Source organism: Kribbella sp. VKM Ac-2566 (assembly GCF_004366005.1).
In the GTDB taxonomy this organism is placed as follows: domain Bacteria; phylum Actinomycetota; class Actinomycetes; order Propionibacteriales; family Kribbellaceae; genus Kribbella; species Kribbella pratensis.
This window is the reverse complement of sequence record NZ_SODT01000009.1, coordinates 1,260,708-1,282,566: the sequence shown is the minus strand read 5'-3', so window position 1 is coordinate 1,282,566 and position 21,859 is coordinate 1,260,708. Positions and strand designations below refer to the sequence as shown.

18 protein-coding genes are annotated in these 21,859 nt (G+C 68.7%); 10 read left to right on the top strand and 8 right to left on the bottom strand.

The genetic code is table 11. The features are described 5' to 3' along the window. Positions 1-4: 4 nt before the first annotated feature. The 6 genes from EV647_RS17600 to EV647_RS17575 all read right to left on the bottom strand — a co-directional run bounded on the left by EV647_RS17600 (position 5) and on the right by EV647_RS17575 (position 6,874). Entirely contained in the window at positions 5-1,282 is a 1,278-nt protein-coding gene (locus tag EV647_RS17600) for a thymidine phosphorylase (protein WP_202876197.1), read from the bottom strand. Then, positions 1,279-1,686, bottom strand: coding sequence for a cytidine deaminase (locus tag EV647_RS17595; RefSeq protein ID WP_134003983.1), 408 nt, complete (start codon positions 1,684-1,686; stop codon positions 1,279-1,281). Before EV647_RS17595 ends, EV647_RS17600 begins: the two co-directional genes overlap by 4 nt. Further along, the gene (locus tag EV647_RS17590; RefSeq protein ID WP_134003981.1) at positions 1,664-2,953 is read right to left on the bottom strand and encodes an ABC transporter permease; all 1,290 of its coding nucleotides are present in this window, start codon (positions 2,951-2,953) and stop codon (positions 1,664-1,666) included. Before EV647_RS17590 ends, EV647_RS17595 begins: the two co-directional genes overlap by 23 nt. Next, on the bottom strand, positions 2,950-4,152 hold the full coding sequence (locus tag EV647_RS17585; protein ID WP_134003979.1) for an ABC transporter permease: 1,203 nt from the start codon (positions 4,150-4,152) through the stop codon (positions 2,950-2,952). The genes EV647_RS17590 and EV647_RS17585 overlap by 4 nt, the downstream gene beginning before the upstream one ends. Then, positions 4,152-5,702 carry an ABC transporter ATP-binding protein gene (locus EV647_RS17580; RefSeq protein ID WP_134003977.1) on the bottom strand — a complete coding sequence of 517 codons (1,551 nt, stop codon included), beginning with the start codon at positions 5,700-5,702 and terminating at the stop codon, positions 4,152-4,154. The genes EV647_RS17585 and EV647_RS17580 overlap by 1 nt, the downstream gene beginning before the upstream one ends. A gap of 95 nt (positions 5,703-5,797) precedes the next feature. Beyond that, positions 5,798-6,874, bottom strand: a complete 1,077-nt coding sequence (locus tag EV647_RS17575) for a BMP family protein (protein WP_134003975.1) — start codon at positions 6,872-6,874, stop codon at positions 5,798-5,800. Between the two features lie 300 nt (positions 6,875-7,174). Between EV647_RS17575 and EV647_RS17570 the strand changes: the two genes are divergently transcribed. The 3 genes from EV647_RS17570 to EV647_RS17565 all read left to right on the top strand — a co-directional run bounded on the left by EV647_RS17570 (position 7,175) and on the right by EV647_RS17565 (position 9,239). Beyond that, on the top strand, positions 7,175-8,356 hold the full coding sequence (locus EV647_RS17570; RefSeq protein WP_238177255.1) for an amidohydrolase: 1,182 nt from the start codon (positions 7,175-7,177) through the stop codon (positions 8,354-8,356). A gap of 374 nt (positions 8,357-8,730) precedes the next feature. Beyond that, positions 8,731-8,862, top strand: coding sequence for a hypothetical protein (locus tag EV647_RS43400; protein ID WP_255517908.1), 132 nt, complete (start codon positions 8,731-8,733; stop codon positions 8,860-8,862). After that, on the top strand, positions 8,859-9,239 hold the full coding sequence (locus EV647_RS17565) for a PIN domain nuclease (RefSeq protein WP_134003973.1): 381 nt from the start codon (positions 8,859-8,861) through the stop codon (positions 9,237-9,239). The genes EV647_RS43400 and EV647_RS17565 overlap by 4 nt, the downstream gene beginning before the upstream one ends. A gap of 132 nt (positions 9,240-9,371) precedes the next feature. Here EV647_RS17565 and EV647_RS17560 read toward each other — a convergent pair whose 3' ends face one another. Then, positions 9,372-10,946 (bottom strand): methylmalonyl-CoA mutase, encoded by a 1,575-nt coding sequence (locus tag EV647_RS17560; protein ID WP_134003971.1) that lies wholly within the window; start codon positions 10,944-10,946, stop codon positions 9,372-9,374. A gap of 154 nt (positions 10,947-11,100) precedes the next feature. Here EV647_RS17560 and EV647_RS43050 point away from each other — a divergent pair, with 154 nt between their 5' ends. The 5 genes from EV647_RS43050 (at position 11,101) to EV647_RS17540 (ending at position 19,871) form a co-directional block, all read left to right on the top strand. Further along, positions 11,101-12,126 (top strand): M14 family zinc carboxypeptidase, encoded by a 1,026-nt coding sequence (locus EV647_RS43050; RefSeq protein ID WP_238177254.1) that lies wholly within the window; start codon positions 11,101-11,103, stop codon positions 12,124-12,126. Beyond that, entirely contained in the window at positions 12,116-14,197 is a 2,082-nt protein-coding gene (locus EV647_RS17555) for a hypothetical protein (protein ID WP_370343375.1), read from the top strand. Before EV647_RS43050 ends, EV647_RS17555 begins: the two co-directional genes overlap by 11 nt. Before the next feature lie 124 nt (positions 14,198-14,321). After that, positions 14,322-15,446, top strand: a complete 1,125-nt coding sequence (locus tag EV647_RS17550; RefSeq protein ID WP_202876194.1) for a glycosyltransferase family 1 protein — start codon at positions 14,322-14,324, stop codon at positions 15,444-15,446. A gap of 76 nt (positions 15,447-15,522) precedes the next feature. Beyond that, positions 15,523-16,722 (top strand): glycosyltransferase, encoded by a 1,200-nt coding sequence (locus EV647_RS17545; protein ID WP_134003969.1) that lies wholly within the window; start codon positions 15,523-15,525, stop codon positions 16,720-16,722. Between the two features lie 137 nt (positions 16,723-16,859). Further along, positions 16,860-19,871 carry a choice-of-anchor D domain-containing protein gene (locus tag EV647_RS17540; RefSeq protein ID WP_134003967.1) on the top strand — a complete coding sequence of 1,004 codons (3,012 nt, stop codon included), beginning with the start codon at positions 16,860-16,862 and terminating at the stop codon, positions 19,869-19,871. A 105-nt stretch (positions 19,872-19,976) separates the two neighbouring features. Here the strand turns inward: EV647_RS17540 and EV647_RS17535 are convergent, their stop codons facing one another. After that, a complete protein-coding gene (locus tag EV647_RS17535) occupies positions 19,977-20,792 on the bottom strand; it encodes an MBL fold metallo-hydrolase (protein WP_134003965.1) in 816 nt (271 codons plus the stop codon). Positions 20,793-21,018: 226 nt separating this feature from the next. On the opposite strand from EV647_RS17535, the gene sdhC reads away from it, so the two are divergent. Beyond that, on the top strand, positions 21,019-21,396 hold the full coding sequence (gene sdhC / locus EV647_RS17530) for a succinate dehydrogenase, cytochrome b556 subunit (protein ID WP_133785111.1): 378 nt from the start codon (positions 21,019-21,021) through the stop codon (positions 21,394-21,396). 1 nt (position 21,397) lies between these two features. Continuing rightward, positions 21,398-21,853 carry a succinate dehydrogenase hydrophobic membrane anchor subunit gene (locus tag EV647_RS17525; RefSeq protein WP_134003963.1) on the top strand — a complete coding sequence of 152 codons (456 nt, stop codon included), beginning with the start codon at positions 21,398-21,400 and terminating at the stop codon, positions 21,851-21,853. The last annotated feature ends 6 nt before the right edge of the window (positions 21,854-21,859 follow it).

The window sequence follows — 21,859 nt, the reverse complement described above, 5'->3', positions numbered from 1 at the left end:
GGCCTCAGCCGATGCGGTCGATCACCAGCGGGCCGGGCTCGTAGGAGTCGGCGACGGCGATTGCGTCCGTGAGGGACTCCAGGGCGCGGTCGATGCGGGCCGGGTCGTCGGTGTGGAGGGTCAGCAGCGGCTGCCCTTCCTGGATGCGGTCGCCCGGCTTGGCGTGCATCTCCACGCCTGCGACCGGCGACACCGGGTCCTCCTTGCGCGCCCGGCCCGCGCCGAGGCGCCAGGCTGCGACGCCGACCGCGAGGGCGTCGAGCTGGGCGAGTACGCCGGACGACGGGGCCGGTACGACGTGCTGCTCGGGAGCGACCGGGAGCTCGGCGGACGGGTCGCCGCCCTGGGCCGAGATCATCGCCCGCCAGGCGTCCATCGCCGTACCGTCGCGAAGCTTCTCGGCCGGGTCGACGCCGGTCACCCCGGCCGCGGCGAGCATCTCGTTGGCCAGGGCAACGGTCAGCTCGACGACGTCAGCGGGCCCGCCACCGGCCAGTACCTCGACCGATTCGCGAACCTCCAAGGCGTTTCCGGCGGTCAGCCCGAGCGGGACAGACATGTCGGTGAGCAGCGCGACGGTCTTCACACCGGCGTCGGTGCCCAGGGCAACCATGGTCTCGGCGAGCTCGCGGGCATCCGTCAGGTCCTTCATGAACGCGCCGGATCCGACCTTCACGTCCAGCACCAGCGCGCCGGTACCTTCGGCGATCTTCTTGCTCATGATCGAGCTGGCGATCAACGGGATCGCCTCGACGGTCCCGGTCACATCACGCAGCGCGTACAGCTTCTTGTCCGCCGGCGCCAGACCGTCACCGGCCGCACAGATCACCGCGCCGACGTCCTCCAACTGCTGCATCAGCTCGTCGTTCGACAGCGACGCCCGCCAGCCCGGGATCGACTCCAGCTTGTCCAGCGTGCCGCCGGTGTGTCCGAGCCCGCGGCCGGACAGCTGCGGTACGGCGACCCCGCAGGCGGCCACCAACGAGGCCAGGGGCAACGTGATCTTGTCGCCGACACCGCCCGTCGAGTGTTTGTCCGCGGTCGGCCGGGACAGCTTGCCGAAGTCCATCCGCTCGCCGGAGGCGATCATCGCCGCGGTCCAGCGGGCGATCTCGCGCCGGTTCATCCCGTTCAGCAGGATCGCCATCGCCAGCGCGGACATCTGCTCGTCGGCGACGTCACCCTTGGTGTAGGCGTCGATCACCCAGTCGATCTGCCCGTCGCTCAGCTCGCCCTTGTCGCGCTTGGCCCGGATGACATCCACCGCGTCGAAACTCATCATTCCTCCAGAAACTCGGGCCCGAACGCGTCCGGCAGCAGTTCGCGCAGCGGCCGGACCCCGGTCGCGGTCTCGATCAGCAGCCCCGGGCCGCCGTTCTCGTGCAGCAGTTGCCGGCACCTTCCGCACGGCGTCAGCAGATGCTCGTGCTGATCCACGCAGGTGAACGCGACCAGCCGTCCGCCTCCGGTCCGGTGCAGGTCCGACACCAGCCCGCACTCGGCGCACAACGTCAGTCCGTACGACGCGTTCTCCACGTTGCACCCGGCAACGATCCGCCCGTCGTCGGCGTACGCCGCCGCTCCCACCGGGAAGTGCGAGTACGGCGCGTACGCGCGGTGCATCATGTCGACGGCGACCGCGCGCAACGCCGGCCAGTCGACCTCACTCGGTGACGTAGGGCTCACCGTCCGCCTTCGGTGCTCTGACCCGGCCGACCAGGCCGGCGACTGCGATGATGGTGGCCAGGTACGGCGCCATCAGCAGCAGCTCGCCCGGGATGGGGGTCTGGATGATCTGCAGCTGGGACTGCAGCTGGGTCGCGAAACCGAAGAACAGGGCCGCGACCATCGCGCCGATCGGGTGCCAGCGGCCCATGATCAGCGCGGCCAGCGCGATGAACCCGTTGCCCGCGGTCATCTCCTTGGCGAACGAACCGGCGTACCCGACGGTGAAGAACGCGCCGCCGAGACCGGCGAGGACGCCGGCCGCGAGGACCGCGGAGTACCGGATCCGCTTCACCTTGATGCCGACCGTGTCGGCCGCCTTCGGGTGCTCGCCGACCGCGCGGATCCGCAGGCCCCAGCGGGTCTCGAAGAGCACGAACGTGACGACCGCGACCGCGAGGTAGGTCAGGTAGACAAGGATCGTCTGGTTGAACAGGATCGGCCCGATGAACGGGATGTCGGCCAGGCCCGGGATCTTCACCGCCGACAGCACGTTCGGCGTGTTCAGCTTCTCCGCTTCCGGCTGCATGAACTGGTCGAAGAGGAAGCCGGTGATACCGGTCGCGAACACCACCAGGACGACACCGAGGACGACCTGGTTGACCAGGTACTTGATCGAGAACACCGCCAGCAGCGCGGCCATCAGCACGCCGCTCGCAGCCGCCGCGATCAGGGCGGCGGTGGCGCTGTTCGTCGTGCTCGACACCAGCGCGGCGGTGAACGCGCCGACCAGGAACTGCCCCTCGATCGCGATGTTGATGACACCGGCCCGCTCGCACAGCACACCGGCCAGCGCGCCGAGGATCAGCGGCGTCGCGAAGTTCAGCGTGCCCTGGAACTGGTTGGCCAGCGGGAACGTCTTGCCCGCGGAGGCCCAGCACAGGAACGCGCCGATGAACGCGACCCCCAGTACGGCGGCCAGCCAGCCGGCGTACCGCTGCGGGACCTGGCGAAGGATGTACGCGACGGCGGCGCCCACGCCGAGGATCCCGAGGACGATGGCGACCGGCTGGGCGGGCAGTCCGAGCAGGTTGTGCTCGAGGTCGCCGGAGACCAGCTGGAAGGTCGCCTTGCCGCTCTTGGTGAAGGCCGCCAGCCCGAGGCCGATCAGCGCGAACACCAGCATGACGCCGCCGACGCGCAGCCGGCGGGTGCGGTCGGCCGGGGCCTCGATGACCTGCGGTTTCGCGGGCGCTGCCGGTACGGCGTCCGGCGTTGTCTCGGTCATCCGTTCCAGCCTTTCGCGAGAACCGCGCCCGCTCCGCGTTCCTTCGGCAGGAAGCGGAAGATCGAGCGCACCAGTGCCGGGGCCGCGACGAACAGCACGATCACGGCCTGCAGCACAGTGGTCAGGGTCAGCGGCGTCTGCGTGATCAGCTGCATCTGCAGACCGCCCGCGTTCAGAGCGCCGAACAGCAGACCGGCCAGCACGGTGCCGAGCGGCGTACCGCGGCCGAGCAGCGCGACGGTGATCGCGTCGAACCCGACCGAGGCCGCGACCCCGTCGGTCAGCGGCAGGTCGGTGCCGAGTACCTGCTGGGTCCCGGCCAGACCGGCGAGAGCACCGGCCACGACCATCGCGATCACGTACGCGCGGCCGACCGACATACCGGCCGTCCGGGAGGCGTCCGCGTTCGCGCCGACCGCGCGGAGCTCGAAGCCGATCGTCGAGCGGTTCAGCAGCCACCAGACGAAGACCGCGGCGACCAGGGCCACCAGGAAGCCGACGTGCAACCGGGTGTCGCCGAACTTCGGGTACTGCGCGTTGCTGTCGACGATCGGGGAGATCGGGTCGGTCCGCCCTGGCCGCTGGAACGTCGACGTGGTGAGCAGCCAGGCGAGCAGGTAGATCGCGACGTAGTTCAGCATGATCGTCACGATCACCTCGTGCGCGCCGGTCCGGGCCTTCAGCAGGCCGACCACGCCACCCCAGAGCGCGCCGCCGATCAGGCCGGCGACGATCGCCACGATCAGGTGCAGGACGGGCGGCAGGTGCCACGCGAATCCGACGTACGACGCCAGGATCGCGCCGGCGATCAGCTGCCCCTGCGCGCCGATGTTGAACAGCCCGGTGCGGAACGCCAGCGAGACCGCCAGACCGCCGCAGATCAACGGCGTTGCCTGGGTCAACGACTCGCTGATCGGCGTCCAGCCGCCCAGGGCGCCGACGGCGAGCGACTTGTACGCCTCGCCGACCGCGGTCAGGGCCGCGGAGAGGGTGTCCATCGGCGCGGCGCCGAAATACCCGACCGCCTTCTGCACCTGGTCGTCGCCGATGATGATCAGGATCGCCCCGACCAGCAGGGCCAGCACGATCGCGCTCAGCGAGACCAGGCCCTGGACCGCCCACGACGGCAGGCCCGCCCCCCGCTGCGGCTCCTTGGCCGGCGGCGCCGGCACCGGAGCGGCCTCTGTCTCAGTGCTCATCAGATGGTTCCCAAGGTCGTCGGGTTCTCGATCGCCACTTCGTGCGCCTCCGACTTCGAGGCGCCGGCCATCATCAGGCCCAGTTCGTCGCGCGGGGTGTCCGCCGGTACGACGCCGACGACCTTCCCGCGGTACATCACCGCGACCCGGTCCGCCAGCGCGGCGATCTCGTCCAGCTCGGTGGACACGATCAGCACCGCCGTACCCTTGTCGCGCTCCTCCACGATCCGGCTGTGCAGGAACTCGATCGAGCCGACGTCCACACCGCGGGTCGGCTGCGAGGCGACCAGCAGCTTCAGCGGGCGGGACAGCTCGCGGGCCAGCACGACCTTCTGCTGGTTGCCGCCGGACAGCGACGACACCGTCTGGTCGATGCCCTGGGTGCGGATGTCGAACTCCTCCACCCGGGCCTGCGCGTTCTTCTCGATCTCGTCGGTGCGCAGCATCATCCCGTTGCCGAACGGCGCCTCCCGGAACAGGTCCAGGACCAGGTTCTCGGCGACCGAGAACGAGCCGACGAAACCGTCGTGCGCACGGTCCTCCGGGACGTACCCGATGCCGGCGTCGAGACGTTGCCGGGTCGACCTGCCGGTCAGGTCCCGGCCGTCCAGCGAGATGGTCCCGGCCGCGATCGGCGTCAGCCCGAGCAGCGCCTCGGCGAGCTCCGTCTGACCGTTGCCCTGGACACCGGCCACCGCGAGGATCTCACCGGCCCGGACCTCGAGGTCGACGCCGTCGACGGCGGTGAACCCACGCTCGTCGATCACGGTCAGGCCCTCGACCCGCAGTACGGCGTCCTTCGGCTCGGCCGGCTCCTTGTCCACGACCAGGTCGACGGCGCGGCCGACCATCAGCTCGGCGAGCTCCTCCTCGGACGCGGACGGCTCGGCCTGCCCGACCACCTTGCCGCGGCGGATCACGGTGATCTTGTCCGCGATCGCCTTGACCTCTTTGAGCTTGTGGGTGATGAAGACGATCGAGGTGCCGTTCTCCTTGAGCTGGCGCATGACGCCGATCAGCTCGTCGATCTCGGCCGGCGTCAGCACCGCGGTCGGCTCGTCCAGGATCAGCACCCGGGCGTCGTTGGTGAGCGCCTTGATGATCTCCACCCGCTGCTGGACCCCGACCGGGATGTCCTCCACCAGCGCCTCGGGGTCGACCTCGAACCCGTACCGGTCGGACAGCTCGAGGACCAGGGCGTCGGCCTTCTTCCGGTCCAGTACGCCGCCGGCCCGGACGTTCTCCCGGCCGAGCATGATGTTCTCGGCGACCGTGAACACCGGGACCAGCATGAAGTGCTGGTGGACCATGCCGATACCGTGCTTGATCGCGTCGCTCGGCGAGGTGATCTGCACCTTCTCGCCGTCGATCACGATCTCGCCCGAGTCGGGCTGCAGCAACCCGTAGAGCATGTTCATCAAGGTGCTCTTGCCGGCCCCGTTCTCACCGAGCAGGCAGTGGATCTCCCCCGGCTCGATGACCAGGTCGATGTGGTCGTTGGCGACCAGCGAGCCGAAACTCTTGGTCAGGCCGGACAGCTCGAGGTGCATGCGGGCAGCCTCCCCTTCAGACGGCGAGCCAGGAAGGCGACGACCTGTAGGTCTGCCTTCCTGGCTCGCACCGTACTACGCAAGTGAGCAGTGGTTCAGGATGCCTTCGGCTGAACCTTCGACTGCACGGTGATCTTGCCGCTGATGATGTCGGCCTTGATCTGGTCCAGCTCGGACTTCACGTCCGCCGGGACCTTGCTGTCGAACTCGTGGAACGGAGCCAGCGACGTACCGCCGTTCTCCAGCGTTCCGGTGAACTGGCTGTTGTCGAACTTGTTGTCGACGACCGACACGACCGCGTCCTTCACGGCCACGTCCATGCCCTTCTGGACGCTGCTGAGCAGCACCGAGCAGTACTCCGCCGCGCTCACGCAGCCGTCGGTGTCGACCCAGATCGCGTTCACCTTGCCGTTGCTGGCCTTGGCCGCCTGCAGGCCGCCCAGACCCGACGGGCCGGCCACCGGGAAGATCACGTCGGCGCCCTGGGTGATCAGGTTCTGCGCGTTGTTCTGGCCCTTGGCCTTGTCCTCGAAGTCACCGGTGAACAGCCCCGCCTGCTTGGCGTCGTCCCAGCCCAGGACCTGGACGTTCTTGCCCTTCTTCTCGTTGAAGTAGCGCACGCCCTCGGCGAAGCCGTCCATGAAGATCGTGACGGTCGGGATCTTCAGACCGCCGAAGGTGCCGACCTTGCCGGACTTCGACATCGCCGCGGCCAGGTAGCCGGCCTGGAAGCTGGACTGCGCCGTGTTGAACAGCAGCGGCTTCAGGTTGTCGATCGGCTTGGCCGGGGCCGAGTCGACGATCGCGAACTTGATGCCGGTGTTCGCCGCGGCCGCCTTCTCGGTGGCGTCCTCGAGCTTGAAGCCGACGGCAACGATCACGTTGCACTTGGCGTTCACCATCGCGGTCATGTTGGTCGGGTAGTCGTTGTCCGACTTCGACTCCGCCTTGACCTCGGTCAGGCCCTTGTCCTTCACCGCGTCCTGCAGACCCTTGTACGAGGTCTGGTTGAACGACTTGTCGTCGAAGCCCCCGGAGTCGGAGACCATGCAGGCCTTGAAGTCCTTGTTGGCGCCGCCGCCTGCGTCGCTATCGGTCGGCTTGCTGCCACACGCGGCGACGGCGAGCGTCAGCACGCCCACGATCGCCGTTCCCCGCACGTACTTCTTCACCGGAAGTCTCCTTCTTCGACCAGATACGTTGACACGCCGCACGCCTTCCCCCACGTGCCGCATCCGCAGACTATAGGGCGCGGTCAGTGTTTCTTTGAACGTCAAGCAGGCCTCGATACCGGAAAGTGACCGGCATCCGCGTCACATTTCGACAACTTCTCCGGTGCGGTCACCGCCCGCGCTTCCCACGTCACAGCGTGCACGCTCCGTGGCCGCGCTCACCGAGCGTGGCGACCACGGCCGGTGAACGCGGCGGGACCTCGAAGTGGCCCGGCGTACCGCTGGTGTCACAATCTCCGGGTGAGTCATCAGTTACTGGTCGCGGACGTGCTGGCGCGGGTCGAGGCCGTCCGTGAGGACATGGTCGACGTACGGCGCGAGTTGCACGCGCACCCGGAGCTCGGGTGGCACGAGGTGCGGACGACCGAGCTGCTCGAGAAGCGGCTCGTCGAGGCCGGGCTGTCGCCGCGGGTGCTGCCGACCGGGACCGGGCTGATCTGCGACATCGGGTCCGGCGACACGTGCGTCGCGCTGCGCGCCGACATCGACGCGCTGCCGGTGCCGGACGGCGTGGAGGCGCCGTGGCGGTCGACCCTCGACGGGGTGGCTCACGCTTGCGGCCACGACGTACACACGTCCGCGCTCCTCGGCGCGGCGCTGGTACTGGCCGGCATGGCGCGCGACGGACACCTGGACCGGCGGGTGCGGGTGATCTTCCAACCGGCCGAGGAGGTCATGCCCGGCGGTGCGCTCGGGGTGATCGCAGCGGGCGGGCTGGACGGCGTACGGCGTATTTATGGTGTGCACTGCGATCCGCGACTGCAGGTCGGGCAGGTCGGACTGCGGGTGGGCGCGCTGACGGCGGCCGCCGACCGGATCCTGGCGCGGCTGACCGGTCCGGGTGGTCACACCTCGCGGCCCCACCTGACCGCCGATCTCGTGTACGCGCTCGCAACGCTGGTCTCCGAGCTCCCGGCCGCTCTCTCCCGCCGGGTCGACCCCCGCGCGGGCATGTCCCTCGTCTGGGGCCGTATCACCGCCGGCTCGGCGGCCAACGCGATCCCGTCCCGCGGCGAGGCCGAAGGCACCCTCCGCTGCCTCGACGCCAACGCATGGCGCCTCGCGGAGGAGCTCATCCCGTCGCTGGCCGCGCAGATCGTCCGCCCGTACGGCGTGTCGGTCGACACGGAGGTCACGCACGGCGTGCCACCCGTCGTGAACGACCCGACCGCGATCGGCATCCTGCAGAACGCCGTACAACAGACCCTCGGCTCCAGCGCCGTCGCCCAAACCGACCAGAGCCTCGGCGGCGAAGACTTCGCCTGGTACCTCGAAGACATCCCCGGCGCCATGGCCCGCCTAGGCGTCCGCCCACCCACCCAAGAAACCGCCGCCGACCTCCACACCCCCGGGTTCGACCCCTCCGAAGAAGCCATCACCGTAGGCACCACCCTCCTAACCACCACCGCCCTCCTCGACTAAACCGGACACCGCTCCGCAGCGACAGCCTTCTGCCGCCTTCGGCGTCCGCGCAGCACGTGATGCCACCTGACCGTTCCGGCGCCATGACACCTGGTGACACGGAAAGAGGGCACCGCTTCGCGGCGGCTGTCCTTTACCGCCTTCGGCGGGTGCGCATCATGCCCAGCAGAGAGATGTCCTGGCGAATGCGCACCACCGACGCCCGCTGACGACCAGGTATGGAACGAGGATCGCCGTGGGCACCACTCTCCTCACCACCACCGCCCTCGACTGATTTATCCACAGGGACGGAGACCTGCGGTTGCATCCACCGCAGCCGCCCAGCCAAGCTGAGGTCGCCGCAATGGATAGCGGAGCGCGGTAGGCTCCAGGCGATGGATCGATTCCTGGCGGCCTACGAAGCCGAGCACGGCGTCATTGCCGACGAGGAGATGGCGGAGGCCGTGCGCTCTGCCCGGGCCGATGCAATTGTTGTCCGCGGCAAGCGTTCCCACGGCGCCGCATGACTCTGGTCTTGGATGCGGGCGCCTTCGTGGCAGCCGAGCGCGGCGACCGTCGGATGATCGCGCTCATGAAGGCAGAACGGCTGGCCGGGAGGACACCGGTCACTCATGGCGGAGTTGTCGGGCAGGTTTGGTGCGAAGGCGCCGGTCGTCAGGTACCGATCGCCCGGCTACTCGACGCCGTCGATGTCGCGCCGTTGGACGACGAGCTCGGGCGGCGGGCCGGGGCATTGCTGAGGCTCACAGGGGGACGCGACGTCATCGACGCGTCCGTCGTCCTGCTGGCGTGCGACGGCGATACGATCCTTACCTCCGATCCGGTCGACCTCACGGCGCTGGCAGCCGAGGCTGGAACTCATCTGGACTTGCTGGCCGTCTGATCAGAAGGTGTCACCCGGCCTGCTCCGCGTGCCCTGCCCCACAGCACTCGGCGCCGGCACACCCGCCCGACAGCACCTCACGCGCACGCCGCCGGAGGCGGCCGACAGACAGCCGCCGCGGAGTGGTGTCCCCTAGAAGGTGTCGGCGGGGATGTAGACGCCCCAGACGTCTCGGAGGGTGTTGCAGACTTCGCCTACGGTGGCTCGGGCTTTGAGGGCGCCTTTCATCGGGTAGAGGCAGTTGTCGTTGCCTTCGGCAGCTTTTTTGAGGGCGGCCAGGGCCTCGTCGACCGCGGTCTGGTCGCGGGTGGCGCGGAGGGTAGCGAGGCGGGCCACCTGCTGGGCCTCGATGGTGGGGTCGACGCGGAGCGGTTCGTACGGATCCTCTTCGGCGATCCTGAACTTGTTCATGCCGACGACGACCCGCTCGGCCGAGTCGATCTCCTGGGCGATCTGGTACGCCGAGCGCTCGATCTCCTGTTTCTGGTACCCCTTCTCGATCGCGGCGACGGCACCGCCGTACTCCTCGACCCGGTCCATGAGCTCGAGCGCCGCGGCCTCGACCTCGTCGGTGAGCGACTCGACGACGTACGAGCCGGCGAACGGGTCGACCGTCGCGGTGACGTCGGTCTCGTACGCGAGAACCTGCTGCGTGCGCAGCGCGAGACGGGCTGCTTTCTCGGTCGGGAGCGCGATCGCTTCGTCGTACGAGTTGGTGTGCAGGGACTGGGTTCCACCGAGTACGGCGGCCAGACCCTGGATCGCGACCCGCACCAGGTTCACCTCGGGCTGCTGCGCGGTCAGCTGCACGCCGGCGGTCTGAGTATGGAAGCGCAACATCAGCGACTTCGGGTTGCGAGCGCCGAACGAATCCCGCATCACCCGCGCCCAGATCCGCCGTGCCGCGCGGAACTTCGCGACCTCCTCGAGCAGCGTCGTACGGGCGACGAAGAAGAACGACAGCCGCGGCGCGAACTCGTCCACGTCCAGCCCGGACGCGACCGCGGTCCGGACGTACTCGATGCCGTTCGCCAAGGTGAACGCGATCTCCTGCGCGGGCGTCGCCCCGGCCTCGGCCATGTGGTAGCCGGAGATCGAGATCGTGTTCCACCGCGGCAACTCGGTCTGGCAGTACGCGAAGATGTCGCTGATCAGCCGCAGCGACTCCTTCGGCGGGTAGATGTAGGTGCCGCGGGCGATGTATTCCTTCAGTACGTCGTTCTGGATCGTGCCGGTGAGCTTGTCGGCGGAGACCCCCTGCTCCTCGGCCACCAACTGGTAGAGCAGGAGCAGCACCGATCCGGGTGCGTTGATCGTCATCGAGGTGGACACCTGGTCCAGCGGGATCTGGTCGAACAGCACCCGCATGTCGTCGATCGAGTCGATCGCCACCCCGACCTTGCCGACCTCGCCGTGCGCGATCGGCGCGTCGGAGTCGTACCCCATCTGGGTCGGCAGGTCGAACGCGACCGACAGGCCCATGGTCCCGTGGTCGATCAGCTGGTGGTACCGCTGGTTCGACTCGGCCGCCGTGCCGAACCCGGCGTACTGCCGCATCGTCCACGGCCGCTGGGTGTACATCGTCGGGTACACGCCCCGGGTGTACGGGAACTGCCCCGGCTCCCCCAGCTTCGCCCCGGCGTCGAACCCTTCCAGCGGCCCGTACACCGGCGCGACCTCGAACCCCGACTCGCTCCGATGACTCATCCCCCCACGGTAGGTCGAACCACACTCCCACTGGTATGCACAGCCCGGGTGAGATCGAGCACGCCAGATGATCGCAAGCCGTTGGCTGTTGACTTGTGACCTGGGTCACAGGAGGCTGCGACAGAGTATGCACCGTCGACCGGGGAGGGGCGACATGCGTAGATCTCCTGTTCTCATCGCAGTACTAGCCGTCGTAGCGGGGGCTTTGGCCGCCGGGCCGGCAGCGACCGCGGCATCCGGGCCAGGGGGTGACGGCCTGGAGGTCTACGTCGGCGAACTGGATCCGCAACAGCTGCAGAAGCTGGCGGACATCGGCGTGGATCGCGAAGGCCTGACCACCGGCCGGACGGCCGACGGCAAGGCCAAGGTCGAAGTCGTCATCACCGACCGGCAGGCCGACAAGCTCCGCTCCGACGGCGTCGACCTGAAGGTCAAGAAGGTCAAGGGCCGCGACGCCTCCGACGAGGCCGCCCGGCTCGCCGCGGCCGGCACGGTGTTCCGCCCGTACAGCGGGGCGGGTGGCCTCGCCGAGGAGCTGAGCACGACAGCGGCCGCCAACCCGGCGCTGACCAAGCTGGTCAGGATCGGTACGACGGTGCAGGGCAAGCCGATGCTCGCCGTCAAGGTGACCAAGGACGCCCGCTCGTTGACGGACGGCGCGCGCCGGTCGGTGCTGTACATGGGCGCCCAGCACGCGCGCGAGTGGATCACCCCCGAGATGGTCCGCCGGCTGCTGCACCACGTCCTCGACAACTACGGCACCGACGCCGACATCACCAAGCTGGTCAACACCACCGAGCTGTGGTTCATGCCGGTGGCCAACCCCGACGGCTACGACTACACGTTCACCGGGGACCGGCTGTGGCGGAAGAACCTGCGCGACAACAACGGCGACGGGGTCACCGCCCCCGGCGACGGTGTCGACCTGAATCGCAACCTCGCGACCAAGTGGGGTTACGACAACGAGGGCTCGTCACCCGATCCGATCAGTGACACCTACCGCGGCACCGGCCCGAACTCCGAGCCGGAGACCAAGGCCCTCGACGGACTGTTCGACCCGGGTCCGCTTCACCGAGCTGATCAACTACCACTCGGCCGCGCAGCTCCTGCTGTACGGCGTCGGCTGGCAGGTCAGCACGCCGTCGCCCGACGACATCATCTCCGCGGCGATGACCGGTGACGACGCGAACCCGGCCGTCCCCGGCTACGACCCGGACATCTCCGCCGAGCTCTACACCACCAACGGCGAGACCGACGGGCACGCGACCAACAGGTACGGCACGCTCGCGGTCACGCCGGAGATGTCGACCTGCCAGACCGCGTCGGCCGTCGACCCCAACGACGAATGGCTGCCCACGGACTGCGTCAGCGTCTTCACGTTCCCCGACGACGAGGGCCTGATCCAGGCCGAGTTCGCCAAGAACATCCCGTTCGCGCTGTCGGTCGCGAAGTCCGCCCAGGACCCCGACGACCCGGTCTCCGTGGTCGGCCAGAAGGCCGCCGACCTGGTCGCCGACCCGTTCACGGTCTCGTACGGAACCACCCAGCCGGTCGCGGTCACGGCCAAGCGGGCGTTGAGGAACCTGCGGATCAACTACCGGATCAACGGCGGCGACACCATCGACGACAAGGTGTCGGAGTGGCAGGGCGGCGAGCGGTACGGCAACAGCGACGATCACTACTACGCCGAGTTCCGCGGGACTGTCCGCCGTACCATGCCTGGTGACTCGGTCGAGGTGTGGTTCACCGGCAGCAAGGTGGGGACCGGAGCGGTCAGCAGTGAGCACTTCACCTACAAGGTCGCCACCGACATCGGCGGGCAGGTCCTCATCCTGGCCGCTGAGGATGTCACCGGCCTCAGCCCGGTCCAGGGTGTCACCAGCGCGAAGTACGCCGACAAGTACGCCGCCGCGCTCACCGCGGCCGGGTACACCTCGGACGTGTACGACGTGGACGCGAACAGCCGGACCGCGCCGCACCACCTCGGCGTTCTCTCGCACTACAAGGCCGTCGTGTGGGAGACCGGCGACGACATCATCCCGCGCGAGGTCGGCCAGGTCGGGGGTACGGCGGCCGAACTGGCACTCGATCTCGAGCTGTCCGTCCGCGACTACCTCAACGAGGGCGGAAAGCTCCTCCACACCGGAAAGTACGCCAGCTACGCGAGCGGTCAGGACGGCTCGTACTGGTACAACCCGTTCGAGGAGCAGCAGGGCGAGTGCACCACGCCAACGCTGTATCCGTGTATCCAACTGCTGAACGACTTCGAGCAGTACTGGCTCGGTGCCTACAGCTACGTCGACAACAGCGGTAGCGACGCCAACGGGGACCCGTTCCCCATCCGCGGAGTGTCCGGCGCCTTCAACGGGTACGCCGGAACCCTCAACGGCGGCGACTCGGCGAACAACCAGGACCACACAGCGGCGTTCGTGCTGACGTCGAGTGTGTTGCCGGCGGCACAGTTCCCACAGTTCGCCAGCTCGGCGCCACTGAAGTGGGATCGGCCCGGCTCTGCGCCCTTCGAGCCGGTCACGGGTTCGCAGTACGTGTACAGCCAGCGAGGCGACATCAGCTACAAACGGCTGACCCGCACGGTGGATCTGACCAGCGTGACGGCCGCTTCCGGGCCGTCGCTGGGGTTCAAGATCTCCTACGACACCGAGGCGGACTGGGACTACGTCTTCGTCGAGGCCCACACCGTCGGACAGGACGACTGGACGACGCTGCCGGACAGGAACGGCCACACGTCGCAGGACACCGGCGAGAGCTGCCCGGCTGGTTGGGTGACTCTGCATCCACAGCTCGGGCACTACCAGGGCACGGGCTGCTCACCGGGCGGCACCACCGGAAACTGGTACGCGGCAACCGGTTCCAGTGCTGGCTGGCAGGACTGGAGCGTCGACCTGGCGCCGTACGCCGGGAAGCAGGTCGAGCTCTCCATCAGCTACGTCAGTGACTGGGGTACCCAGGGCCTCGGTGCCTTCGTCGACGACACCACGGTCACGGCCGGCACGACCGTGCAGACGTCGTTCGAGACCGACTTCGGCGGTTGGACCGTGGCCGGTCCGCCACCTGGTTCGGCGGCGAACCCGAACGACTGGATCCGCACCACCACCGCATTCCTCGAAGGAGCCGGCGTCACGACCGCAGACACCGTGTACGTCGGATTCGGCACCGAAGGCCTCACCACACAGGCAATGCGCAACGACCTGGTCCGCCGGTCGATGATCCACCTGTTCAGCACCCCGTAACCCGACCGCCGGCCACCCCGGTTCAGCGACCGGGGTGGCCGGCGCCAACCTGTTCGACAGGGCATCGACGGCGGGTCATGGGAGTGTCGCCCAGGGTTCATGGTCGGTGAGGAACCTTCGAGATGTGCGAATCGTGATGGTTGCCGAGACCTTCCTGCCGCAGATCAATGGCGTGGCGAACACGGCTCGCCACGTCGCCGACCGGCTGCGTGCCCGCGGGCACGAACTGATGATCATCGCCCCCGGACCGGGCCCCGACAGCTACGGCGACGTCCCGGTGCTCCGCGCCCGGAGCTTCCGTACGCCGGGCTACAAGGAGTACCCGGTCGGCCTGCCGGATCCGTCGATCGAGCGGGCGATGGCCGACTTCCGGCCCGACCTCGTGCATCTCGCCTCACCGTTCATCATCGGCGCGTACGGGCTGCGTGCGGCCCGCAAGCTCGGCGTACCGACGGTCGCGATCTTCCAGACCGACATCGCCGGGTTCGCCCGCCAGTACCCCTGGTACGCCGCCGCGGACCGCGGGATCTGGCGCTGGGTACGGCGTACCCATTCGCGCGCCGACCGGACGCTCGCGCCCTCGTCGGCTTCCGTCGACGCACTCGTGCAAGGCGGCGTACCGCGGGTGCACCTGTGGGGCCGCGGCGTGAACCTGGACCTGTTCGATCCCAAGCACCGCGACGAGGACTGGCGCCGGCAGATCTCCCCGGACGGACGGCCGATCGTCGGGTACGTCGGCCGGCTGGCGGCCGAGAAGAAGGTACGCCGGCTCGCGGAACTGACCGACCTGGACTGCCGGATCGTGATCGTCGGCGACGGCCCGGACCGCGCCGCCCTGGAGCACGCGTTGCCGACGGCAACCTTCCTCGGGATGCGCCGGGGTCCCGACCTGGCGTCGATCTTCGCCGGGCTGGACGTGTTCGTGCACACCGGCGAGCACGAGACGTTCTGCCAGACGATCCAGGAGGCGCAGGCCTCCGGCGTCGCCACCGTCGGCCCGGCCGCGGGCGGCCCGCTCGACCTGATCCACCCGGGCGAGAACGGCCTGCTGTTCGAGCCCGGCCGACCCGGGTCGCTGCGGGATGCGGTGAAGACCCTGCTGGACCACCCGACGGCCCGCGGGCGGATGGCCGTGAGCGGCCGGCACCGCGTGCAGTCCCGCACCTGGGCCGCCGTCGTCGACGACCTCGTCGACCGCCACTACGCCGAAGTACTCCAAGAGGCCGCGGCCGTACGGCGGGTGGCATGAGCGAGCGCAGCGAGCTCATCAGAAAGCACAGTCGGGTTCGCGCCTCATCGGCGCCCGGAGCGAAGCGAGGACGCCGATGAGCTCACTGCGCATCGCTCAGCTGGCCAACTTCGTCGGGCCGACGTCCGGTGGGATGCGGACCGCGATCGAACACATCGGCCGGGGGTACGTCGAGGCCGGCGCCGAGCGGATCGTGATCACGCCGGGCGAGAAGGACTCCGTCGTCGAGACCGAGCTGGGCACGATCGTCCGGGTGAAGGCGCCCAAGGTGAGCGGCGGCTACCGACTCATCACGACGCCGTGGACCGTGATCGACGTACTGAAGAGGTTCCGACCGACCACCGTGGAGATCTCCGACAAGTCGACGCTGCTCCCGGTGGCACGCTGGGCCCGCAAGAACGACATCGGCACCGTGTTGTTCAGCCACGAGCGGCTGGACGCGATGCTGGCGCTCGGCGCGGCCCGCCCGGGTCAGCTCGGCGGCAACGACGTACTGCGCCCCGGCCGGATGCTCGGCGAGCGTCAGGTGCGGTGGGGCGCCGACGGAGTGAAGTACAGCCAGCTCGGCGTGGTCGCGACCGTGTCCGCGCTGTACAAGCTGCTCAGTCGCACGTACGACGCTGTCGTGGTGACGTCGCGCTACGCGGCGGCCGAGTTCGACGAGGTGACGACGCCACTCGTCCGGATCCCGCTCGGGGTCGACCTCGACACGTTCCACCCGTCGCTGGGTGCACCGGCCGATGACGGCGTACTCAAACTGGTGCACGCCGGCCGGCTCTCCCGCGAGAAGAGCCCGCATCTCGCGGTCGCCACCGCCGCCGAACTGCACCGCCGCGGCGTCAACGTGCGGATGGACGTCTACGGCACCGGCCCGCACCTTGACGAGCTGATCGAGATCGCCGGGGACGCGCCCGTCACGTTCCACGGGTACGTCGACGGCCGCCGTACCCTCGCCAAACACCTCGCCGAGGCCGACATCGCCCTGTCCGTCTGCCCCGGCGAAACCTTCGGCCTGGCCGTCCTCGAAGCCCTCGCCGCCGGCACCCCGGTGGTCACCGCGAACACCGGCGGCGCCCGCGAACTCGTCGACGAAACCTGCGGCCGCTGGGCCCCCGCCAACCCCGCGGCCCTCGCCGACGCCACCCTCGCCCTGGCCGACCTCACCAACCGCCGTCCCGCCGCCCGCCACCGCGCCGAGCTCTACAACTGGCAAACCTGCGTCAACCGCATGCTCGCCCTCCACACCCGCCTCACCCAGTCCCGCCTCGCTGCGTGAGCGCACCGCAACAGCCTGCTGATCCAGATTGCAGAAAGTGGCAAGGGAGTTGCGGTCAGGTCCGGTAAGGCTGTAGTTCTTTCCCTTTCGCCGGTGCCGCTCGGGGTGCGCCGGAGTCCCCTCGCCCTGGAGATTCGATGCACCGCGCCCTCAAGCCGGCCTTGGCCGCCGCCCTGGCAGCCATCACCCTCCCCTTCATCGCCCACACCGCCTTCGGCGACGAAGCGACCACAACCCCGACCGCTCAGGTCTTCCCGACTCGCCAAGGCATCGGCGTCACCTGGAACTCCGTCGGCGCATCCAGTTACCGCGTCGAGCGGCAGCAGGCCGGCGCCGACTGGGCTCAGGTCAGCGGCCCTCTGGGGGCCTCGACCGTCAGCTGGGTCGACGACTACCTGGGGATCGGCGAGACGGCCTCCTACCGAGTGGTCGCGACCACGGACGACGAGGCCGCTACCAGTTCCGCGGTCACGGCCACCCGCTCCACCGAGACGCCCGCAGTCGGCGACGTCGACGTACTCTCGCTGGACGCTGAACCCGGCACCACCTGGCTCGACGACGAGACCGCCGACGCCGTCACGGCGTCCGCCCCGGCCGGCGGGTCTCGCACCCTGGCCGCGGGCACTGTGAAAGTCCGGCTCCCGGCGTTCATCACCGGGCCTGGCAACTACTCGTTGACGCCGTCGGAGCTCGAACTCACGCAAGGCGACCACAGCTGCACCGCCAACGGATACCTGTCCGTCAGGGCCGTCGCGTACACGGCCGCCCTCGAGCTCGACACCCTTTCGGCGAGCCTACGGGTGACCGGCTGTGCGGGGACGGCCGGAATCAACACCGTCGAACTGCGATACCACAGCACGTTCGGGTACCAGGCCCTCTCGGTCACGCCGGAGAAGTACGACTACGGCAAGGTCCGGTACAACGTGGCCTCGTCCGCCCCGTTCACCGTGAAGAACACCGGAACCGACCCGGTCCAGATCACCGGTATCACAGTTGCCAACGAACTGATCGAATGGCGGCAGGACCCGGCGGCTCCGCACGACTGCCCATCGACGTTGGCGCCGGCGGCCTCGTGCACGGTGAGCGTGCGGTTCATGCCCCAGACGCCCGGTCCGAAATCGACGACGCTGACGATCCAGGACACCACGGCTTCCGGGCGTCACATCGTCACCCTGACCGGCTACGGCGTCGACGTGGCCGCTGCGCAGAACGTGGCTGTGCGATCGACGTACAACGGTCACACGGTGAGCTGGCGATCGCTCCAGACCGCAGGTGGTACGGCGGTTCTCGGGTACAACCTGCACAAGTACCTGAACGGCGTGGAGACCGTGGAGTGGTTCCCCGTGAAGGCGTCGACGGACGACTTCGTCGTGGTCCGGTCCAGCACCGAACCCGGGACCGAGTACGCCGTCTCGCTCGTGAACGAGGTCGGCGAGGGACCGGTCAGCACGCGCCTGCCCGTCCCGCGGGCGATCGAGCAGGTCGTGATCACGCAGGGCGAGCCGGACAGCCGGGACCTGGTCGCCGCGGACGAGTTCGGCAACGTCGTACCGTTCCCGGCAGATCCGAACTCGGTCAGGCCGAAGGAGGCCGTCACCAGCTCTCCGGACGGGCGGTCGCTCGCCTACGTGAGCGGCACCACGGAGCGTGCCCTGTGGACGCAGACGGTTACGCCTGGCGTTCTCGGCGTACCGGTGAAGCTCTGGAGTTCCACGGCCCCGATCACCCACCTGTCCTGGTCGCCCGACGGCACCCGCATCGCGTTCCAGGCGCCTGAGAACACCACCCCGTGCGTGTATCTGATCGCGGCCACCGGTGGTACGCCGACGAAGGTCGCCTGCCAGGTGTCCAGCCCGAGCTGGATGCCGGACGCACGCACCTTGGTGGTGTCGGATCACCGCCTCACGCCGAGCCGGCTCGCGACAATCGCGGCAACGGCCGGCGGCACCCGGATCAGCACGCTGCCGGGAGACGCCGAGGTGGCGGACGGCCGGCCGGTTCGAGCCTCGGCCGACGGCCGGTACGTTGCCTTCGGGGACGGCTCGACGGTGCGACTGGCCGGGATGACGGAGCGAAGGAGCCCGTCGCTCGACTCGGAGGTGCGTGCGATCGCCTGGGCCGGCGCCCGGATCCTGGCGCTGACCGCCGGCGGCCGCGTCTACGAGCTCGGCATGGACGGCGGTGACCTGTACATGTACAACGGGCTGGCCAGGGAGACGAATACGAACCGAACCGACCTCACCTGGCAGCATCCCGGGGTAACCATCAAGCCCACACCGGCGGTGATGGGACCGAACATCTCGGTTCCGTTCGACAGTTCTGCCTTCGCGGCCGGCACCAGGTTCTATTGCAAGGTGGAGGGATCGTTCGAGCCGGAGGAACCCTGTACCTCGCCGTTCACGGGGACCGAACTGCGGTCCGGGAACTACCAGGTCATCGTCCGCGCGTCCACACCGGACGGATCGGGCGCTGCGGGGTGGCGCAACATCACCGTCGACGCGGATGGACCGGTGGCGCGGATGGTGACGCCGGCGTACCAGTCTTCGGTGGCCGCGACGGCGACCTTGACGGTGTCGGCTACGGATCCCAACGGGATCGCGTCGTACGACGTGCAGTACCGCCGGGCCACGTCCGCCGGTCCGTACGGCGACCCCGTGCAGCCGTGGACGAACACGACCGCGACGTCGATGAATCTCGCCGTCGCGGCCGGGTACGAGTACTGCGTTTCGGTGCGGGCCAAGGACAAGCTCGGGAACATCGGCCAGTGGAGTACGCAGCGGTGCTTCTCGCGGCCTCTCGACGACCGGTCGATGTCACTGGCAACGACCGGGTGGACGCGGGCGACCGGGTCGACGTTCTACTACGGGACGACGACGCAGACAACGGCGTACGGGAAGGCGCTCACTCGGACCGTGCAGGGGAAGCGGTTCTTCCTGGTGGCAACGCGATGCCCGACGTGTGGGTCGGTCGCGGTGTACGCGGGGAACAGGTACCTGACCACGGTGAACCTCGCCTACCCGACGACCCACAAGCAGGTGCTGCTCGGCCTTCCGGTCCAGAGCACGCTCTTCAGCGGCACGCTCAAGCTCGTCAGCGCGTCCAGCGGCAAGCTCGTGCAGATCGATGGGCTCGCGGTCGGTCGGAGCTGACCGTACCGACCAACGGGTAGTGGTTGGCCTCCGCGTCGTCCGGTGGTTCGCTCCGAGCGTGACCACCGGCCGGCGGGCCGAGTACTACCCGTTGGTCGGTACGCATCAGGTCAGGTGGTCGTAGTCGCCTCGGACCCACGCCGCGTGGCGGTCGGCGGAGCGGCGTACGACGGCCTTGGCGTCAACCGGGATGACTGAGCCGAAGTTGTTGTAGAGGCGGTCGTACTCGAAGGGGTCGAGGGAGCGGGCAACCCGGTCGACGACCGCGCCGGAGAGCGGGATGCGGTTCGGGTAGCTGCGCATGAAGCTGACCGAGGTGCGGTCGGGGTTGGCGAAGATGGTGTCGCCGGACAGGATCACTCCCTTGCCCTCGGCACCGTTCGCCCAGTGCACGACCGCGCTGCCGGGGAAGTGCCCGCCGGGCTGGATGACGGTCACTCCGGGTAGCGGCGTGAGCTGCCCGGACCAGGTCTTGATCACCCCGTCCGGCCGCGCGACCCACTCTTTGTCGGCCTCCGAGACGTACACCGGTACGTCGCCCAGGCGGTGGCTCCACTCGACCTGGACGCCGTACATGTGCGGGTGGCTGGCGACGATCGCGACCACGTCGCCGAGTTCCCGGATCCGGCGTACGGCGTCGTCGTCCAGGTACCCGATCGGGTCCCAGAGCAGGTTCCCCTCGGACGTCGTCACCAGCATCGACTGCTGCCCGATCCCCACCGGCGGCTTCGAGCGGACGCCGTACAGACCCGGCTCGACCTCGTCGACCGTGACCTCGGTGCCGGCCGCGGCCAGCTCCTCGAGCGTGGTCCAGTGCTGCCCGTCGGCGGGCACCCACTGCCGCTCGTCGGCGCAGATCGCGCACACCTCGACCTGCTCCGCGTGCTCCACCGCACAGGTCGCACAGATCCAGAAACTCACTGTAGTTCTCCCCTTCGATTCTGATGTGCCGTCAGCCAAAGCGTTCAAGCGCAGTTGAAGTCAAGTGCATCGGAGGCTCACCGTCGAGGGCCAGTGCGGGGCCTGCCCGCTGGGCCACTACGCGACCGATCTCACACCTGTCAGGACATTTCGGGGCTGATCGCGGGACTAGCATCGAACCGGCTTGGTTTTCTCCGGGCCGAGAGACGTTCGATCGGAGGACGGTTTGCCCAGCAAACCAGCCGGCACGCTCTACCGCGGCCGGGAGGGCATGTGGTCATGGGTCGCGCACCGGATCACCGGTGTCGGGATCTTCTTCTTCCTGCTGGTGCACGTACTGGACACCGCACTGGTCCGGGTCTCGCCGGAGGCCTACAACGAGGTCATCGGCACCTACAAGAACCCGATCGTCGGCCTGCTCGAGGTCGGTCTGGTGGCGGCGATCCTGTTCCACGCGTTCAACGGCGTGCGGCTGATCCTGGTGGACTTCTGGGCCAAGGGCCCGCGCTACCAGCGGCAGCTGATGATCGGCGTCGGCGTGCTCTGGGTGGTGCTGTTCGTGCCGTTCGTCATCCGTCACCTCTCACATGTCTTCGGAGGCTGAGATGAGCGACATTGCCGCGCCGCGGTCCAGCTCCAGCGCCCGTAAGCTGAAGGGCGGCGGCCGGAACCGTTCCGGGCAGACCAACTTCGAGCTGTACAGCTGGCTGTTCATGCGGCTGTCCGGGCTCGCCCTCGTCATCCTGGTGCTCGGGCACCTGTTCGTGAACCTGATGCTCGGCGGCGGGATCACCGCGCTGGACTTCGGCTTCGTGGCCGGCAAGTGGGCCAACCCGCTGTGGCAGGTCTGGGACCTGCTGATGCTGTGGCTGGCGATGCTGCACGGCACCAACGGGCTGCGCACGATCGTCAACGACTACGCCGAGAAGGACCAGACCCGGTTCTGGCTCAAGGCCCTGCTGATCACGGCGGCAATCGTCATCGTCGTTCTCGGCACCCTGGTCATCTTCACGTTCGACCCCTGCCTCGACCCCAACTCCACGTTGTCGGTCTGTAAATAAGGAAGT

Coding starts and splice junctions, on each gene's coding strand:
- EV647_RS17600 (WP_202876197.1), bottom strand. CDS start 1,282: ATGATGAGTTTCGACGCGGTGGATGTCATCCGGGCCAAGCGCGACAAG.
- EV647_RS17590 (WP_134003981.1), bottom strand. CDS start 2,953: ATGACCGAGACAACGCCGGACGCCGTACCGGCAGCGCCCGCGAAACCG.
- EV647_RS17585 (WP_134003979.1), bottom strand. CDS start 4,152: ATGAGCACTGAGACAGAGGCCGCTCCGGTGCCGGCGCCGCCGGCCAAG.
- EV647_RS17580 (WP_134003977.1), bottom strand. CDS start 5,702: ATGCACCTCGAGCTGTCCGGCCTGACCAAGAGTTTCGGCTCGCTGGTC.
- EV647_RS43400 (WP_255517908.1), top strand. CDS start 8,731: ATGGATCGATTCCTGGCGGCCTACGAAGCCGAGCACGGCGTCATTGCC.
- EV647_RS17565 (WP_134003973.1), top strand. CDS start 8,859: ATGACTCTGGTCTTGGATGCGGGCGCCTTCGTGGCAGCCGAGCGCGGC.
- EV647_RS17560 (WP_134003971.1), bottom strand. CDS start 10,946: ATGAGTCATCGGAGCGAGTCGGGGTTCGAGGTCGCGCCGGTGTACGGG.
- EV647_RS43050 (WP_238177254.1), top strand. CDS start 11,101: ATGCGTAGATCTCCTGTTCTCATCGCAGTACTAGCCGTCGTAGCGGGG.
- EV647_RS17555 (WP_370343375.1), top strand. CDS start 12,116: ATGACCGGTGACGACGCGAACCCGGCCGTCCCCGGCTACGACCCGGAC.
- EV647_RS17545 (WP_134003969.1), top strand. CDS start 15,523: ATGAGCTCACTGCGCATCGCTCAGCTGGCCAACTTCGTCGGGCCGACG.
- EV647_RS17540 (WP_134003967.1), top strand. CDS start 16,860: ATGCACCGCGCCCTCAAGCCGGCCTTGGCCGCCGCCCTGGCAGCCATC.
- EV647_RS17525 (WP_134003963.1), top strand. CDS start 21,398: ATGAGCGACATTGCCGCGCCGCGGTCCAGCTCCAGCGCCCGTAAGCTG.